This is a genomic window from Roseovarius sp. MMSF_3359 (genome assembly GCF_030733385.1).
Classification (GTDB): domain Bacteria; phylum Pseudomonadota; class Alphaproteobacteria; order Rhodobacterales; family Rhodobacteraceae; genus Roseovarius.
In genome coordinates, this window is record NZ_JASHJC010000010.1 from 88,289 (window position 1) to 106,162 (window position 17,874).

15 protein-coding genes and 1 other RNA gene are annotated in these 17,874 nt (G+C 61.5%); 11 read left to right on the top strand and 5 right to left on the bottom strand.

Annotation, left to right across the window (positions count from 1 at the left end; genetic code table 11):
* Positions 1-42: 42 nt before the first annotated feature.
* Both RBB29_RS14995 and RBB29_RS15000 read right to left on the bottom strand, forming a co-directional pair.
* A complete protein-coding gene (locus RBB29_RS14995; RefSeq protein ID WP_306114485.1) occupies positions 43-1,464 on the bottom strand; it encodes a deoxyribodipyrimidine photo-lyase in 1,422 nt (473 codons plus the stop codon).
* A gap of 57 nt (positions 1,465-1,521) precedes the next feature.
* Positions 1,522-2,748: an aminotransferase class V-fold PLP-dependent enzyme gene (locus RBB29_RS15000; RefSeq protein ID WP_306114486.1), complete on the bottom strand. Its 1,227-nt coding sequence runs from the start codon at positions 2,746-2,748 to the stop codon at positions 1,522-1,524.
* A 350-nt stretch (positions 2,749-3,098) separates the two neighbouring features.
* On the opposite strand from RBB29_RS15000, the gene RBB29_RS15005 reads away from it, so the two are divergent.
* From RBB29_RS15005 to RBB29_RS15050, 10 genes are all read left to right on the top strand, one after another.
* Entirely contained in the window at positions 3,099-4,919 is a 1,821-nt protein-coding gene (locus RBB29_RS15005) for a BCCT family transporter (protein WP_306114487.1), read from the top strand.
* A gap of 406 nt (positions 4,920-5,325) precedes the next feature.
* Positions 5,326-5,781: a VOC family protein gene (locus RBB29_RS15010; protein ID WP_306114488.1), complete on the top strand. Its 456-nt coding sequence runs from the start codon at positions 5,326-5,328 to the stop codon at positions 5,779-5,781.
* Between the two features lie 213 nt (positions 5,782-5,994).
* Positions 5,995-6,344, top strand: a transfer-messenger RNA (tmRNA) gene (gene ssrA, locus RBB29_RS15015).
* Between the two features lie 98 nt (positions 6,345-6,442).
* Entirely contained in the window at positions 6,443-6,880 is a 438-nt protein-coding gene (locus tag RBB29_RS15020) for an ester cyclase (RefSeq protein ID WP_306114489.1), read from the top strand.
* 217 nt (positions 6,881-7,097) lie between these two features.
* Positions 7,098-7,910: a sulfurtransferase/chromate resistance protein gene (locus RBB29_RS15025; protein WP_306114490.1), complete on the top strand. Its 813-nt coding sequence runs from the start codon at positions 7,098-7,100 to the stop codon at positions 7,908-7,910.
* 4 nt (positions 7,911-7,914) lie between these two features.
* On the top strand, positions 7,915-9,168 hold the full coding sequence (gene chrA / locus RBB29_RS15030; protein WP_306114558.1) for a chromate efflux transporter: 1,254 nt from the start codon (positions 7,915-7,917) through the stop codon (positions 9,166-9,168).
* Between the two features lie 72 nt (positions 9,169-9,240).
* A complete protein-coding gene (locus RBB29_RS15035; RefSeq protein WP_306114491.1) occupies positions 9,241-9,714 on the top strand; it encodes an SspB family protein in 474 nt (157 codons plus the stop codon).
* A gap of 111 nt (positions 9,715-9,825) precedes the next feature.
* The gene (gene fumC / locus RBB29_RS15040; protein WP_306114492.1) at positions 9,826-11,217 is read left to right on the top strand and encodes a class II fumarate hydratase; all 1,392 of its coding nucleotides are present in this window, start codon (positions 9,826-9,828) and stop codon (positions 11,215-11,217) included.
* Entirely contained in the window at positions 11,217-11,393 is a 177-nt protein-coding gene (locus tag RBB29_RS15045; protein WP_306114493.1) for a DUF4169 family protein, read from the top strand. The genes fumC and RBB29_RS15045 overlap by 1 nt, the downstream gene beginning before the upstream one ends.
* Positions 11,390-11,608 carry a ribbon-helix-helix domain-containing protein gene (locus RBB29_RS15050; protein WP_306114494.1) on the top strand — a complete coding sequence of 73 codons (219 nt, stop codon included), beginning with the start codon at positions 11,390-11,392 and terminating at the stop codon, positions 11,606-11,608. The genes RBB29_RS15045 and RBB29_RS15050 overlap by 4 nt, the downstream gene beginning before the upstream one ends.
* Positions 11,609-12,067: 459 nt before the next feature.
* Here the strand turns inward: RBB29_RS15050 and RBB29_RS15055 are convergent, their stop codons facing one another.
* The 3 genes from RBB29_RS15055 to ligA all read right to left on the bottom strand — a co-directional run bounded on the left by RBB29_RS15055 (position 12,068) and on the right by ligA (position 16,609).
* Complete coding sequence (locus RBB29_RS15055) at positions 12,068-12,190, bottom strand: hypothetical protein (RefSeq protein ID WP_306114495.1); 123 nt, start codon at positions 12,188-12,190, stop codon at positions 12,068-12,070.
* Between the two features lie 196 nt (positions 12,191-12,386).
* Positions 12,387-14,477 (bottom strand): ATP-dependent DNA helicase RecG, encoded by a 2,091-nt coding sequence (gene recG / locus RBB29_RS15060; protein WP_306114496.1) that lies wholly within the window; start codon positions 14,475-14,477, stop codon positions 12,387-12,389.
* On the bottom strand, positions 14,474-16,609 hold the full coding sequence (ligA, locus tag RBB29_RS15065) for an NAD-dependent DNA ligase LigA (protein ID WP_306114497.1): 2,136 nt from the start codon (positions 16,607-16,609) through the stop codon (positions 14,474-14,476). Before ligA ends, recG begins: the two co-directional genes overlap by 4 nt.
* A 178-nt stretch (positions 16,610-16,787) precedes the next feature.
* Between ligA and RBB29_RS15070 the strand changes: the two genes are divergently transcribed.
* Positions 16,788-17,783, top strand: a complete 996-nt coding sequence (locus tag RBB29_RS15070) for an Ldh family oxidoreductase (protein WP_306114498.1) — start codon at positions 16,788-16,790, stop codon at positions 17,781-17,783.
* The last annotated feature ends 91 nt before the right edge of the window (positions 17,784-17,874 follow it).

Sequence of the window (17,874 nt, forward strand, 5' to 3'; positions counted from 1 at the left end):
CTAGGGTCAGGGCGCCCGTTTCCGCAAGGAATTTGTTAACGATCAGAAATTCCTTGCCTCATATGCAGCCAAAGCGCGTTTTCGACCGTCAGAAAGATCTACCAAGGGTTGTGGATAGGCGTCTTTGGCCGAAATCTGCCAGCTTTTCGGCACGGCGTCGAAATAGGCCAAGGCGGTGCGGGACGGTGCCGAACGCCCCTCGGCGATCCAGCGGGCGACATAGTCACCGTCCGGGTCAAATTTCTCGAGCTGCGTCGCGGGGTTGAAAATCCGGAAATAGGGCGAGGCATCCGGCCCGGATCCCGCGGTCCATTGCCAGCCCATCGCATTCGACGCCGGGTCCCAATCGGTCAGGCACTCTTCGAACCATTTCATGCCAATGCGCCAATGCACCATCAAATGCTTGGTCAGATAGCTTGCCGCGATCATGCGCGCGCGGTTATGCATCCGGCCAGTGACATACATCTCGCGCATCGCCGCATCAACGAAAGGCTCACCGGTGCGGCCTTGTTTCCAGGCCAGAACATCAGGGGCATCCGCATCCTCGCGCCAGGGGAAGGCGGACCATTCCGTGCGCCAGTTATCGGTCAGCATATGCGGCGTGTGATACATCAGGTGATAGGCAAATTCGCGCCAGACCAGCTCCTTGAGCCACTTCTCCGCCCCCTTGGACCCGCGATGCCACGCCCCCAGGCCCGCATGCCAGCATTGGCGCGGCGAAATTTCGCCAAGGGCGAGGTAATCCGACATGCCCGACGTACCATCAATGCCAACCAGGTTGCGGGTCTGGCCGTATTCTTCGATGGCATCGCCGGTAAACCAGCTCAGCCGATCGAGCGCCGAGGCCTCCCCCGGGCGCTGCCAGCCGGCCACCACGGCGGCCCCCCGGCGCATGGCGCGACCCAGGTGCCAGTCTTCAAGTTCGTCGCTCACAGGCCAGGTGTCGGGTGCGGGGATGTTGGCCGGGGCTTTCTCGGGCGCAGGGACATCGCGATCCTTTACCGCCCGCCACATCGGTGAATAGACGCGATAGAACCCGCCTTGCTGGGTCTCGACGGTCCAGGGTTCAAACAGCAGGTGACCATTGACGCTTTCCGCCTCGACACCCCGCGCCTTGAGCGCAGTCTTGATTGCGCTGTCCCGTTCGATCGCCGCCGGATCATAGAGCCGTGACCAGATCACCGCGCCAGCGCCTGTTTCGTCGATCAGTGCCTCTAGCACGTCGCGCGCATCGCCCTTGCGCAGGATCAACTGGCTGCCTTTCTGCGCCAAGGTCTCGGACAGGACACGCAGCGAGAGGCTCAGCCGCCATTTCGGCGCGGCCCCCAAACCCTCGACGCTTTCGTCGCAGATAAAGACCGGTATGACCGGTCCACCCCGCGCGCAGGCGGCCAGAAGCGCGGGATGATCACCCAACCGCAAATCGCGGCGGAGCCAAAGGAGTGTCGGTTTGGTATCGGTCATGCCCTGCCCTCGTCTTGATCCCCGCTCAGGGTAGTGCGCCCGCCCCGCCCGACAAGATCAGAGCACGTCGTCGAGCGCATTCAGGAGTTTGTCCACCTCCTCGGGAGAGGTGTAGTGCACGAAACTCAGGCGCAAAACGCCCTTCTCAAGGTCGATGCCCATGGATTTGAGCGGGCGAGAACCGTAGAAATCGCCGCCCCCTGCCATGATCCCGTGGGCCGCGAGCTTCTCTGCGGCCGCCTCGCCCGGACCGGCCAGTTCGACCGCGACGGTGGGCGCCTTGGCCTCGGCCTCTCGCGGGCCGATCAGCCGAACCGAGTTCTTTTCAGCGAGGTAATCCAGCACCGGCTGCAACAGCCGTGTCTCGTACCCGCGCATCAGGTCATGCACCCCGCGCGTCCGCTCGGCCGCCTCACCGGTGATCCCGTGATGGGTGGCCAGCGCGTCATAGTAATCCGCCATCCCCGCCGACGCCGCCACCTGCGCGTGATCCGGCCCCGCAGGCGTGAAGCGTTTGTAGAGGCTGTCGGCGTTGAACCAGTGCGCCTGATTGGGCAGAAGCGTCCCCAGCTCGCGGCGCATGACCATCAACCCCTGATGCGGCCCATAGGTCTTGTAGGCCGAGAAGAGATAGATATCCGGCCCCATATCGCCGACATTCACAAACCCATGCGGCGCGTAGGAGACGCCATCGACGCAGACAAACGCGCCCGCCGCATGGGCCGCGGCGGTGATTTCCACAATCGGGTTCAGCGCCCCAACGATGTTCGAGCAATGCGGGAAACAGACCAGCCGCACGTTTTCATCCAGCAGGTTCTCGAGGTCAGCCACGTTGAGCAATCCGCTCTCCGGGTCGATCTGCCATTCGCGGATCTCGATGCCGTCATCGGCCAGGCGTCGCCAGGGGCCGGAATTGGCCTCGTGGTCCTGATCGGTCACGACGATGGCCTGGCCCGGCTCCATCCATTGCCGAAAGGCCTGCGCCAACACGTAGGTGTTCTGCGTCGTGGAAGGGCCAAAACTCAACTCGTCTTCCGACACACCGAGCATGGCCGAGAGGCGGCTGCGTGCCTCGTCCATTTCTTCCCCGGCAAGACGGCTGGCACCGTAGGGCGCATAGGGCTGCACCTTGCGCTGCCGGTAATACCGCTCAAGCCGGTCGATGACAGGCCCGCAGGTATAAGATCCGCCCGCGTTCTCGAAAAACGCCTGCCCCTGCAACGACGGCTCGTCAAAGGCGGGGAACTGCGCGCGTACGAAATCATTATCCAGTTTTGCTGTCACGATGGTCCCCTCCGCCTGGCCTCTTTCGCGCCACAGAACAGCAAAACAACGCCCCGTGCAACCGGTCCCGTCATCCGCAACATACGGCGCCGAATCCCGGGGCGGGATTTCGCAAATTCTGTCACGACTTCAAGTTTCATTGAATTTCGCAAGACAAACCAATGACTTCTCAATTTTTCACGTCGCAAAAGAACCAGTCAACGTCGTAATTTATCGCCACCCCGCCCCCCGCCGCGTGAGAGACTCTCCGGAATGGGGAGTTACGCGTGAAAATTTCGTTGGACTGGCACTTTTTTGGCCATCCGAACGGTTAGCTTTCTCATTAACGGAAACGAAAACAGGGACACGTCATGTCAATCAATCCTCCATTTACGGATGTGGAGATCAAGAAGCAGCCGGAAGGGTTCTACAAGGACAACAGCCTTCCGATCGCTCTGATCTCGAAAAGCATCATGGTCGCGCTCGTCCTCTGGGCGCTGATTTTCCCCGCAAACGCGAACGGTACCTTGGGCAGCCTCAACTGGAAGCTGCTGGAAGGGTTCAACCAGTTCTACATCATCATTGTCGGCTTCTTTGCTTTCTTCCTTTTTGTCGTGGCCGTGATGCCGTCGGGCAAGAAAATCATGGGCACCCCCGGTGAAAAACCCGAGTTCTCGAACTTCTCCTGGTTCTCGATGATGTTCGGCGCCGGTCTCGGTGTGGGCCTGATGGTTTTCGCCACGGCCGAGCCTCTGGGCCTGTGGGGATCGAACCCGCTCACCGTCGCCGGCGAGGTCGAGGGCTCCACCCCCGAAGCGGTCAAATCCGCCTATCGCTATACCTTCGCCCATTACGGTTTCCACGCCTGGTCGATCTATGTGGTCACCGGCCTGAGCCTTGCCTACTACGCCTATACCCGCGACATGCCGCTGACCATCCGCTCGGCACTGACGCCGCTTCTGGGCGGCGCGGTCAATGGTATCCTGGGCCATGTCGTCGACGTTCTGGGCGTGGTTGCCACGATCCTGGGCGTCTCGGTCACCATCGGCTTCGGCGTGAGCCAGTTCATCGACGGGGTTTATGCGATCACCGGCGTTGAATGGATCATGAACATGGGTGGCGAGGTGCCGACCCCGTCTAAGGCGGGCCTGATTGCCGGTCTGCTGGCGATCATGAGCATGTCGATCATCTCGGCGGTTTCTGGTGTCGGACGTGGCGTTAAGTACTTGTCGAACCTCAACCTGGTTCTGTCGCTGATCCTGCTTTTCACCTTCGTCTTCTTCGGCTCCTTCGGGTTCGCGATGACCACCTATGGCTCGGCTTTCGTGGACTACATCCTGAACTTCGTCTCGCTGAGCTTCAACGCCTACGGCCCGCAATCTGCCGCGGACTTTGCCGCTGCCCTGCCCGAGGCTGCCAAGCCGCTTGCAGATGAATTGCGCGCAGGTGCCACAAACGCCTGGGGCAGCTTTGCCGGGTTCAAGGACGGTCTTGAAGGCGCCGCTGCGGAGCTGGATGATGCAACCCTGACCGCCGCCTATGCCGCCGGAACCGACGGCCGCCTCTTTGGCTGGCAGGCCGGCTGGACCACATTCTACTGGGCCTGGTGGATCGCGTTCTCGCCCTTCGTGGGCCTGTTCCTGGCGCGCATCTCCAAGGGCCGCTCGGTTCGCGAGTTCATCGTCGGCTGCGTCTTTGCGCCGGCCATGGTCTGCTTTGCCTGGATGACTATCCTCGGCGGCACGGCCATTGATCTTGAACTCAGCGGCGTGGCCGAGGGTGCCATCAGCGGGGCATCGCAGACCAACCAGCTCTTCGCGACACTGGGCGTGATGCTGGACAGCGGCCTACTCTCGGGGCTGACCATCATGTGCGTGGTCCTGATCATGACCTTCCTCGTGACCTCGGCTGACTCCGGGATCCTCGTGATGAACACCATCATGTCGGGCGGCAGCCAGGAGACGGGCATCAAGCACCGCATCATCTGGGGTGTTATCCTGACCCTGGTGATCGGCACGCTGATCCTGGCAGCAGGGGACAACAACCCGATGGACGCGCTGAAGAACGCGATGATCATCGGCGCGCTACCCTTTACCATGGTGATGGGCCTGATGTGCGTCGCCCTGGCCAAGGCGCTCTACCGCGACAACCTGCGGGATAAACACGGCGTGGCCGAACAGCCCGCAGAGTGATCTTCGCAGTCAAGCACATGAACGGCGCCCCTCGGGGCGCCGTTTTTCGTTGCCGATCGATCGAATTTGGCAAGGAATGCGGATGGTTTAAGTCTGCATTGCGGACAAAGCGGCCGGTTGAGAGAAAGCCGCGGGATTGCCAGACCGCGGGGTGGCGATCATCGTTGGTAGATTACACTTTATGCTGGCCAGGTCTGTAAAACCTCTGACCGGTGCGCAACCTACCCAAATCGCCAGCCCTTGCGGGCGGTCTGGCGATCGCGCGGCGGCCTGCGGCCTTGATTCCGCGCGGGCGGAAACCCCGAATGTCCGCATTGGGCTCCAAGCAGTCATTGGGCATTTTCGTTCGACCTGCCTTTGTCTCGTCCTGTAGGCTCAAGCCACATGTAAGGAAGAGGTCGGTAGAATGCAGTTCCAACAACTCGGCACAGTCGTCGCAGAACTATGGTGCCACGACTTTCATGAAAGCCTGGCGTTCTACACAGACAAGGTCGGCTTCTCCGTTGGTCAACATAAGGAAGGAAGTACTCACGCCTACCTCGTGTTTGGCCAATCCCAAATCATGATCAGTCATTTTGACTATCATGGAACGTGGGAAACAGGCCCCTATGAAAAACCACTGGGTCGAGGTATCAACTTCAGCTTTTTCGTTGATGATGTGCAAAGCCTGCACGACAGGCTGGTCTCGAAAGGTGTCAAGCCTTTCGTGGAGACATATACAATCTGGTATTGGCGTCCGGACTGCATGGAAAACTACATGGAATTCGCAATTCTCGATCCCGACGGGTACATGCTCCGCTTTTCTGAACGTATTGGCAGCCGCCCCCATGAACCCGACGACGATGACCATAAGTCTGAGTAGTCGCCGACAAACCACATTTTGGCAGCAGATCAGACATTCGCGGCTTTGCGGCAACCTTGTAACTTTGGGCTCTGAAAAATTCGACACCGCAAGACCTCTCTCGAACACGCAGATATCTCACAATTGACCAACTATTTCCTCCAAAAATACCCGACCACGACCCAAGGCGGGCATAAACGCATCTCCTTTCGCCCGAAACACCTTCCGATTTCCCATCTTTGCAATCGCCGTCGCCTTGCCTATATAAGGGATGTCCTTCGGGACTATGGACATAAACGCGCTCGTAATAAGCGGATCGGACCCGGGGGCGGTACCCGGCGGCTCCACCAAAACCCCTTTCATTTGGAGGGCTTCGGGGCCGAAATAGGATCGACGAACGTCTAAAGGGGTTAGCTTTGTCCCGGTGAGGAACCACCGTTATCGGTCCGAACAGTACAATTGCAAATGACAATCGTGCTCCGGTAGCTCTTGCTGCGTAAGCAGTCGGAAAAACCGATCTTAAGTCCTAGCCTCTAGCCAGGTTAGGCGGGGTTCGCAGGCACCTGGCAACAGAAGCCTGCACTTTCCTCTTCCAAACCCCTCCCGATGGAAAGCAACCTTTCGTTGAAAACCTGCGCCGGTGCGGTAGGCTATGACGATTGTTTGGGCATTTGGAGGGATCATGAATAACCGCGACATTCTGGAGACCTGGTTTCGGCGCGTCTGGCTTGAAGAAGACCTGAGCGCGATTGACGACATGATGGCGGCGGATGCCCCGGTGCACGGCCTGGAGAAATCCCCCCATGTCGGTCCTGCTGATTTCAAAGCATTCGCGGGGGCGCTGCTGACCCATATCACCGACACCAGCATTTCCATCGACGAGTACATGGAAAACGGCAACCAGGTTTCGCTCTTGATGAACGTCTCCGCCAAGTGCCGCAAAACCGGAAAGCCGGTGCAGATGTTCGGGCTGGCCATGTGCCGCATTGTCGATGGCAAGATCGTCCAGGCCCATAACTACGCAGATTTCATGGGCCTTTTCGAACAGCTTGGTGTGCTTCCGGCCGATGCCATGCAGAAATGCCTTTGCGGAGAGGCTCTCGGGACTGCTCAGAAATAGAGCGTTTCGACGTTAAGGTGGATCGCTCTTCGCGGCCTCTCGCCAGCGGCGCGAACGCCAAGACCCAAAGCGGTAGTTCAGCAGAAGATCGAAAAGCTGCGATTGACTCAGGCAAGTCCACGTTGCAGATATTGCCCATGGGGTGCTTGTGCGACATCCCCCGTGAGGCGTCAGCCCAAAGTCGCATCCACTGTTCATTTGACCCAGAGGATGCCCCATGCCTGCCCCAAACGAAATCACCCCGCAACAACTTCTGCGCCTGATCGGCACACCCGACTGCCCGGCCATTGCCGATATCCGCATCGAACCCGACTTCGGCGACGATCCGCACCTGATCCCCGGTTCCTTCCGTCACCCGCACACGGATATTCCGGGCCTTATCAAACGGCTCGACGGCCGGCCCTGCGTGATCGTCTGCCAGAAGGGCATCAAGCTCAGTCAGGGGCTGACCGCCTGGCTCCGCAGCGAGGGTGTCACTGCCGAATACCTGTCAGGTGGCATGTATGGCTGGCGTGACACCAAAGGCGCGCCGCGCACCCCTGCAGCCGCCCTGCCCGCGCCGGTCGATGGCGCGACCCTTTGGGTGACCCGCCACCGCCCCAAGATCGACCGGATCGCCTGCCCCTGGTTGATCCGGCGCTTCGTCGATCCCGGCGCGCGTTTCCTTTTCGTGTCTCCTGCCGAGGTGGCCGGGGTGGCGGATCGTTTCGGGGCCACGCCGTTTGATGTCGAGGATGTCTTCTGGTCCCATCGGGGCGCATGCTGCACCTTCGACACGATGCTTGATGAATTCGCCCTCGGCACCGAAGCGTTGCGGCGTCTGGCCGATGTGATCCGCGGCGCCGACACCAACCGCCATGACCTGACCCCGCAATCGGCGGGTCTGCTGGCCCTGTCGGTGGGTCTGTCGCGTCAATACCGTGACGATCAGGCGCAGCTCCGCGCCGGGCTGACCTTCTACGACGCGCTCTACCGATGGGCGCGCGATGGTGCGGGTGAGGGCCATGACTGGCCAACGGCGGCAGCCTAAAACCATGCAGCACCCGACCCTTTCCGACCTCTTTCGCGTGTTTGTCCGCATCGGGCTTTTGTCCTTCGGCGGACCGGCGGCGCAGATTTCCTTGATGCATACCGAGCTTGTCGATCGCCACAAATGGCTCAATGAGCAGCAATTCCTCGGCGCGCTTTCCTTCTGTATGCTCCTGCCCGGCCCCGAGGCGATGCAACTGGCCACCTATGCGGGCTGGCGGCTTCATGGGGTGCGGGGGGGTCTGCTGGCCGGGCTTCTCTTTGTCCTGCCCGGAGCACTCGTGATCCTCGGCCTGGCGCTTGGATATGCGTATTTTGGTGATCTGCCGCTTGTGCAGGCACTATTCGTCGGGGTGCAGGCCGCGGTAATCGCCATCGTGTTCCAGGCGCTTTTGAACCTGTCGCGCAAGGCCCTCAAAGGTTGGGATAGCTGGGCGCTGGCGCTCCTGGGTTTCATTGCGATCTTTGCCCTTTCGGTGCCCTTCCCCGCCATCATCGCGGCGGCGGCGCTTTGGGGAAGTTTTGCAGCCCCGCGGAATACCGACACCTCCGCCACGGCGAGGGCAACCAGAACACCCATCACCGGCACGCTCCGGACGATTGGCATCTGGGGCGCGCTCTGGCTCGCCCCTCTGCTCATCCTCTGGGCCATGGACGCGGATTTTCTCGCGCAAATCGGCCTCTTTTTCAGCAAACTTGCGGTGGTCACCTTCGGCGGGGCCTATGCGGTTCTGGCCTATATGACCCAGGCCGCGGTCGAGACCCATGGCTGGCTCACCACCGAGCAGATGATCGACGCGCTTGGCCTGGCAGAAACAACCCCCGGCCCGCTGATCCTCGTCACGGAATTCGTGGGCCTTCTGGCCGGGTTCCAGCAAGGCGGCGTCATGCTGGCGCTGGCGGCGGGACTTCTGACCCTTTGGGTGACGTTCATGCCTTGTTTCCTCTGGATTTTCGCGGGCGCGCCTTATGTCGAAAACATCCTCGCCCGGCCCCGCCTCAAGGGCGCTCTGGCGGCGATCTCGGCGGCCGTGGTCGGGGTGATCTTGAACCTGTCGGTCTGGTTTGCCCTGCATGTCCTCTTTGCCGAGGTCGGCCAGGGCGCCTTTGGCCCACTGCCCGATCTGTCCAGTTTCCGCGCCCTCAACGCCAGTTTTGTGGCCCTTGCCTGCGGGCTGTTCCTGCTGCTGCGCCTGCCCATGCTGACGGTTCTGGCCCTCATGGCCATGGCCGCAGGTATCGCGCATTTTTTCGCCTGATCTTTCGCCCGGCAGGCCTTTCGTTTTGTTTCGAATCCCCTATGCTGAAACCTCAGGCAGCCGGGGAACAAGATGTCTCGCTCGATAGATTATGGAAACCTGATGCACCGGGCCATGCGTGGCCTGATACAGGACGTTCTGAACGACGTCCGCGACAATGGTCTGCCTGGCGCGCATCATTTCTTCATCACCTTCGACACGACCCACCCGGACGCGCAACTGGCCGACTGGCTGCGCGAACGCTACCCGAGCGAGATGACGGTGGTGATGCAGCACTGGTTCGACAATCTCGAGGTCACGGATACCGGCTTTTCGGTCACGTTGAACTTTGGCGATGCGCCCGAACATCTGCATGTTCCCTATGACGCCATCGAGACCTTTGTGGACCCATCGGTCGAGTTCGGATTGCGTTTCGAGACGCAGGAAGAGGAACCCGAGGAGACAAGCGCCGACGACGCCGAAGAGGAGCCGCCAGCACCCGAAGAGGCTCCCGAGGACGACAAGCCCGAAGCGGATGTTGTCAGCCTCGACAGTTTCCGCAAGTAACGCACCCCGACCGCGTTCGCGGCGGCGAATGCGACGCTCTTCCCGCTTGTCGCATTGAACTTTCTTCTCCGTAAGGTATGACACTCCCACAACACCAAGGAGAGCACTGCCATGTCCCAGACCCGCACCGAAACCGACAGCTTTGGCCCCCTCGAAGTTCCGGCGGATAAATACTGGGGCGCGCAAACGCAGCGTTCGATCATGAACTTCCCCATCGGCTGGGAAAAACAGCCCGTGGCCATCGTCCGCGCCCTAGGGGTCATCAAGAAGGCCTGCGCCCAGGCCAATATCGAGCTGGGCAAGCTCGATGCCGAGCGCGGCAGTGCCATTGTCGAGGCCGCCGGAGAGGTGGTGGAAGGCAAACTCGACGACAACTTCCCGCTGGTCGTCTGGCAGACCGGATCCGGCACCCAATCGAACATGAACGCCAACGAAGTGATCGCCAATCGCGCCATTGAAATCCTGGGCGGTGTGATCGGCTCCAAGGACCCGGTGCACCCGAACGATCACTGCAACATGGGGCAGTCATCCAACGATACCTTCCCCACCGCCATGCACATTTCGGCGGCGATGACGGCGCATAACGTACTGCTGCCGGGCCTGGCCAAGCTGCACGCGGCGCTTGACCAGAAGGTTCAGCAATTCGACGGCATCATCAAGATCGGCCGCACCCATACGCAGGACGCCACGCCCCTCACGCTGAGCCAGGAGTTCTCCGGCTACAGTCATCAGGTCAAGATGGGGATCGCACGGGTCAAGGACGCTTTGGGACGGATTTATGAGTTGGCGCAGGGCGGCACCGCAGTCGGCACCGGCCTCAACACGACCAAGGGCTGGGACAAGATGGTCGCGGCCAACATGGCCGAAATCACTGGCCTGCCCTTCGTCACTGCGCCCAACAAGTTCGAGGCATTGGCCGCCCATGACGCGATGGTCGAAATCTCCGGCGCTTTGAAAACCGTAGCGGCCTCGCTGTTCAAGATCGCCAACGATATCCGGCTTCTGGGGTCGGGTCCGCGCTGTGGCCTTGGCGAGTTGATCCTGCCGGAAAACGAGCCGGGGTCGTCGATCATGCCCGGCAAGGTCAACCCGACCCAATGCGAGGCGCTGACGCAGGTGTGTGCCCATGTGATGGGCAATGATGCCGCCGTCGGCTTTGCCGGATCGCAGGGTCATTTCGAGCTTAACGTCTATAAACCCATGATGTCCTATAACGTCTTGCAATCCATGCAGCTTTTGGGGGATGCGGCCAGCGCCTTCACCGATAATCTGATCGACGGGTTGAAGGCGGATGAGACGCGGATCGACAAGCTGATGCGGGAATCGCTGATGCTGGTCACGGCGCTCGCGCCCGAGATCGGCTATGACAACGCAACAACCGTGGCCAAGACCGCCCACAAGAACGGCACCACCCTCAAGGAAGAAGCGATTGCCCTCGGTTTCGTGGACGAAGAGACATTTGACCGGGTTGTGCGCCCTGAAAACATGGTCGGCCCCAAGTAATGGCCGACCCGGTTAATCTGAACCGGTTTCGCAAGGCCCGCGCGCGGGCCGACAGACAAGCGCGGGCGGATCAGAACGCGGTGAAATTCGGCCGGACCAAGGCCGAGAAGGACATCGCCAAGGCCCGTGCGGACAAGGCCATTTCCCGCCTCGATCAGCACAAGCGCGATAAATGAGCGGACGGCCCGTCAAACATTCCCTGACCCTGCGCGGCCACCGCACCAGCGTGTCATTGGAGGATGAATTCTGGCGGGCCTTTCGGGACATTGCCCAAGAAAAGGAAATTCCTATCAACGTCTTAGCGGCAGAAATTGATACAGCTCGAGGCCCAGATATCGGCCTTGCATCCGCCATTCGGGTCTATGTTCTAAAACATTTTCGCGATCAATGACTGTTTGACCGGTTTGCCCCCAATGCGGACGGTGCGCGTTTCCGCCCGCGCGGAATCAAGGCCGCAGGCCGCCGCGCGATTGCCAGACCGCCCGCAAGGGCTGGCGATTTGGGTAGGTTGCGCTCCGAATTGAGGTTTTTCGGACTTGGCAAAGATAAAGTGCGTTTGACGACGGTTGATCGCCATCCCGCGGTCTGGCAACCCCGCAGCTTGCTCTTGGAAGGCAACTTCGTCCACGGGTCAGACCCCACCTCCCACAAAAAAAGCCGCCGCGCGTTCCGGCAAGAACGGCGGCGGTCAGGGAATGCGGGTTCCGGGGGATCCTGTCGGGCCTTCGGGGGGATGAGGTAAGCCCCGGGGACAATGGAACAGGCAGATGTCAGGTGCGTCACTTCGATTTGGGACAGGAAGACGCACAAGGCGGACAGGAACGGAACGTCGCAGGCAGAAACTTGAAATTCAGATCAAACCAGGCAGGTAAAGCGCACCGAGCAGCATCACCATCAATGCAGCAGCGCCAATAGCGTCGCCCAGAAGCGTCTCACTGGAGCGGATGGCGGCGGTTTTGATCTGGTGCATCATGGCGGGGTCCTCGGGGTCTTGATCGGTATGTATTTGTTGCCTCTTTGTTCTCATTTTGGAAAGAGTTTGTAAAGAACTTTTTAAGAACATTCGTGAACAAAAAGTGCAAATGTCGCCCAAACCGCTGAAATCAAAACCAAAAAATTGCCCTCTGGACCGGAACACGTTAACAGGGCAGCGTGTCGAGCCAGGCCTCTTAACCGACCGAAATCAGCCGGATTGCCTGATCCTGCTCCATCAGCCACAGCAAGACACGTGCCGCCTGCCCCCGCTCGCTCGTCAGGTCGGGGTCATCCAGCAGGAGCTTGCGGGCGTCGGTCTGCGCCACGGCCATCAACGCTGCCTGCGCCTCCATATCGGCCACTCGGAACCGCGGCAGGCCAGATTGCGCTGTGCCGATCAGGTCTCCGGCACCGCGCATGTCGAGATCGACTTCCGAGATCTCAAACCCGTCCTCGGTATCGCGCATCGTGGTCAGGCGGCGCTCACCCCCCTCGCTCAACGGGGCCTGATACATCAGCAGACAGGTCGATTTCGCAGACCCCCGCCCCACGCGCCCCCGCAGTTGGTGCAACTGGGCCAACCCGAAACTCTCGGCGCGCTCGATCACCATGATTGACGCTTTCGGCACGTCAACGCCCACCTCGATCACCGTCGTGGCCACAAGCACGGCGGTTTCCCCCCGTTGAAACGCGCCCATCGCCGCGTCTTTCTGCTCGGGCGGCATCTGGCCATGGACCAAGCCAACGACACCTTCACCAAGAGCTGCGCGCAATCGTTTGAACCGTTCCTCGGCACTGCTCAGGTCCACAACCTCGCTCTCCTCAACCAGCGGACAGACCCAGTAGGCCTGCTTGCCCTCGGCCACCGCTTTGCGCAGATGATCCACCACCTCATCCATCCGGCCCATGTTCACGAGCGCGGTGGTGATCGGTTGCCGCCCCGGGGGCTTTTCATCAAGCACGCTCACATCCATGTCGCCATATTGCGCAAGGGCAAGTGAGCGCGGAATGGGCGTGGCCGTCATCACCAGCACATCCGCCTGCGCGCCTTTCTTGCCGAGCTCCAACCGTTGACGCACGCCAAACCGGTGTTGTTCGTCCACAATGGCAAGGCGTAAGTCGGCGAAAACCACATCGGCCTGAAAAACCGCGTGGGTCCCGACGAGGATCTGGATGTCGCCGCGGGCTAAGGCGTCGAGCTTGGCCTGTCGTTCGCGCCCCTTGTCGCGGCCCGTCAGGATTTCGATGACCACGCCCGCGGCATCGGTCAAAGGTCTCAACCCTTCAAGATGTTGCTGCGCCAGAATGCCGGTGGGGGCCATCATCACCCCCTGCCCGCCCGCCTCGACCGCGATCAAAAGCGCCTTCAAGGCAACAAGCGTCTTGCCCGCGCCCACGTCACCCTGCAACAGCCGGTTCATGCGGGTGGGCTGCGCCATGTCGGCGGCAATCTCGGCAATCGCGCGGGTCTGCGCACCGGTCAACGCATAGGGCAGCGCCTCAAGCACCTTGGTCTGCAAATCGCCGGTGCCCACGGTCTCGCGCCCCTCAGCCCGGCGCAGCTTCGAGCGGGCCAGCGCCAGTGTCATCTGATGCGCCATGAACTCGTCATAGGCGAGCCGCTCCCTCGCGGGATGCGCCGCGCTCAGATCCCCCATATCGTCCGGCCCATGGGCCGTGGTCAGCGCCGCATGCCAATCGGGCCACCCCGCCTGTGCTTTTTGCGCCGGATCGATCCATTCGGCCAGGTCCGGCACGCGGGTCAGTGCGGAGGCGACCGCCTTGCCCATCATCTTTTGCGTCACACCGGCGGTCAGCGGATAGACCGGCTCGAAATCGGGGATCTCACCGGCCTCGCCGGGTTCCAGCACATGATCGGGATGCACCATCTGCGCCACCCCATCGAAAAGCTCCACCTTGCCCGAAACGATCCGGCGCGACCCCACGGGCAGGATTTTCCGCAGATATTCATCGCGGGCATGGAAAAACACGATCTGGAACGTGGTCGCCGCATCGGTGGCCTCGACGCGGTAGGCGCCGCCCCGGCGGGACGGCGCGCGGTGATTGCCGACCTCGACCTCGACCGTTACCACCCCGGGCAAAACCGCACCCTGCACCGTCTCTCGCTTGCGCCGGTCCACACCGGAATGTGGCAGGGTAAAGATCAGGTCACGCGGCTTGGCAATGTCGAGCGCACCCAGGTTTTGCACGGTTTTCGGGCCGACACCGGTCAGCGTTTCCAGCCCCGCAAAAAGCGGAAACAGGATTTCGGGCCGGCCGCTCATGCGTCTCCGATCAGGGCGAGCCAGCCATCTTCGTCAATGGTCTCGACGCCCAGATCAGCGGCCTTCTTGGCCTTTGACCCGGCGCCGGGACCGGCCACCAGCAGATCGGTCTTGGCCGAAACCGAGCCTGAAACCTTGGCGCCCAACGCCTCGGCCCGGGCCTTGGCTTCGGCTCGTGTCATCTTTTCCAACGTGCCGGTGAAAACCACCGTTTTTCCGGCGACAGGGCTGCCCTCGGTGTCGGGCTGTTCGGCCTCTTCGACGGTCAGATGGGCGGTCAGCCTGTCGATGCTCGCGCGCTCCTGATCCTGCGCAAACGCGGTCACGAGCGAGCGCGCCATCACCTCGCCGACGCCATCAATACCAAGAAGCCGGTCCCATTCCGCCCCCTCCTGCGGCGCGGACGCATCCATGGCCGCGGTGAAATCGTCCCAACGGCCATAAACACGCGCGATCATGTTGCTCGCAGCCTCGCCCACATGACGAATGCCCAGGGCAAAGAGCAACCGCCCAAAGCCAATCGTCTTCTTCTCATCAATCGCGTCAAAGAGGTTCGTGGCACTTTTCTCGCCCCACCCCTCTCGGTTCTTCAACTGCTGCAGGCCCGTGCCGAACCGCTCCCGCAGCGTGAAGATATCCGCGGGTTCCGCGATCCAGCCATCGGCGTAGAACTGTTCGACCTGCTTCGCGCCCAGCCCTTCGATGTCAAACGCGGCGCGTGAGACGAAATGCTTGAGCTTCTCCACCGCCTGCGCCGGACAGATCAGCCCGCCGGTGCACCGCCGAACCGCGTCGCCCTCTTCACGGATCGCGTCGGATTGGCATTTGGGGCAGATTTCGGGGAATTCATAGGCCGCCGTGCCCTCCGGGCGCTTTGCGAGGTCCACATCCGCCACCTTGGGGATGACATCGCCCGCGCGGTAGACCTGCACCCAATCGCCCACGCGGATATCCTTGCCATCGCGGATCTCATTTCCCTTGCTGTCGAGACCCTTGATGTAATCCTCGTTGTGCAGCGTCGCGTTCGAGACCACCACACCGCCGACGGTCACCGGGGTCAGCCGCGCCACCGGGCTGAGCGCGCCGGTACGCCCCACCTGAATGTCGATCGCCTCAAGCCGGGTCCAGGCAAGCTCGGCGGGGAATTTATGCGCAATCGCCCAACGCGGCGTGGTCGAGCGGAACCCGAGCCGCCCCTGCAGCGCAAGATCGTTGACCTTGTAGACCACACCATCAATGTCATAGCCCAGCGTCGCGCGCTTCTGCTCGATCCTGCGATAATGGGCCAACATCTCGTCCGGACCATCACAAAGCGCGGTAAGCGGATTGGTGGTGAAACCAAACCCGGCAAACCGCTCAATGGCAGCCGCTTGGGTCTCGGCCAGCGGTTCCGACAGCGCGCCCCAGGCATAGGCAAAAAACCGCAACGGGCGGTCGCGGGTGATCGACGAATCAAGTTGCCGGAGCGATCCCGCGGCGGCATTGCGCGGATTGGCGAAGGTCTTGCCGCCTTTCGCCTCCTGCCGCGTGTTCAGGTCCTCGAAATCCGCGTGGCTCATGTAGACCTCGCCGCGCACCTCCAGCACGTCGGGCGCGCCGCTGATCTCTTCGGGGATGTCGTCGATGGTCCGGGCATTGGCGGTCACGTTCTCACCGACACTGCCATCGCCGCGTGTCGCGGCCTGCACCAGTTTACCCTGTTCATATCGCAGGCTCAGGCTCAGCCCGTCAATCTTGGGTTCCGCCGTGTAGGAGAGCGGTGCATCCGCAACGAGTCCGAGATATTTGCGGATGCGGACGTCGAATTCGGTGATGTCTTCATCGTCGAAGGCATTGCCGAGGCTGAGCATACGCACCGCGTGTGTGACCTTGGCAAACCCGTCCGAGGGGGCCGCACCCACCTGCTCGCTTGGGCTGTCGGCACGTTTCAATGCGGGAAATCGCGCTTCGATCGCCGCATTGCGGGCCTTGAGCGCGTCATACTCGGCATCCGAAATCTCCGGGGCATCCGCGCCGTGATAGGCCTGATTGGCGGCGGCCAGGAGCCCGGCCAAGCGGGCCAGTTCGGCCTGCGCCTCGTTTTCACTCAAAGTCTCAACCGCGGCTTGCTCGCTCAACGCATCCCCCGTCATCAATCCGGGACACGCCGCGTGCCCCTAGCCAAAGTGATAGGCCCCGGCGCTGCCATGGTCCAGCCTGTCTGCACACCGAAGCCGCGTCATCGTAGAGTTTATGCGGCAGGTGGCTTGCCAATCGGTGTCGACTGGTGTCGGATCACCGGCGGAAACCTGCAGAAAGCGACGCCTTGCCATGTCCACGATCAGCCTGACCCTCGACGAAATTCATGACCTCGCGCGCGCGGTGATGCTGGCCAATGGGTGCGACACGGCAAATGCCGATGCGCTGGCGGATATCGTGACACGGGCCGAACGTGACGGATCGCATTCTCACGGGCTGTTCCGCATCCCGGGATATGTCAAGGCCCTGCGCAGCGGCAAGGTTGATGGCAAGGCCCAGCCGGTGGTGACCCGCCGGACCGCGGCGATTGTCCATGTCGATGGTGGCGGATGTTTCGCCCCGATGGCGCAAGCAGCAGGCCTGCCGGTTCTGGCCGAGGCGGCAGCAGAGGTCGGCGTCGCCGCGCTCTCGCTCACCAATATCCACCATTTCGCAGCCCTCTGGCCCGAAACGGAATACCTGGCCGATCGCGGTCTGGTCGGGATCGCCTGCACGGCCTATATGCCGATGGTGGCGCCGGCGGGATCAACGCAAAAGCTCTTCGGCACCAACCCTATTTCCTTTGCTTGGCCGCGCCCGGGCAAGCCGCCTGTCTGCTACGACATGGCGACGGCGGCGATGGCCATGGGCGATGTGCAGATCGCCGCGCGGGATGGCAAGAGCGTCCCCTTGGGGACCGGGCTTGATGCGGAGGGGAACGCAACGACGGACCCCGCCAAGATCGCCGAGGGGGTGCTGCTGCCCTTTGGCGGCTACAAGGGATCGGCCATCGCGCTGATGGTTGAACTTTTGGCGGCAGGCCTGACCGGTGAGGCGTTCAGCTTCGAGGCCGCAGAACGGGACAACCACGATGGCGGCCCACCGCGCGGTGGCGAAATGGTGATTGCGCTTTCCCCCGCTCTGATTGCGGGCGACGGATGGGAGGATCATGTCGAGGCGTTCATGGACCGCCTGACCGGTCTTGAGGGTGTCAGGGTTCCCGGCGCCAGGCGCCATGAAAATCGCCAAGATACCGGCCCGCGCCAGATCAACCGCGCCCTTGTCGAAACAATCCGTGGACTTAGCTGACAAGGAATACCGGCCCTTTTTGGCGCCCCTCAGGAACAGACCCACGTCTTCCCGCGATTACAGCATCTTGCGATTTATACGAGGGATCGCG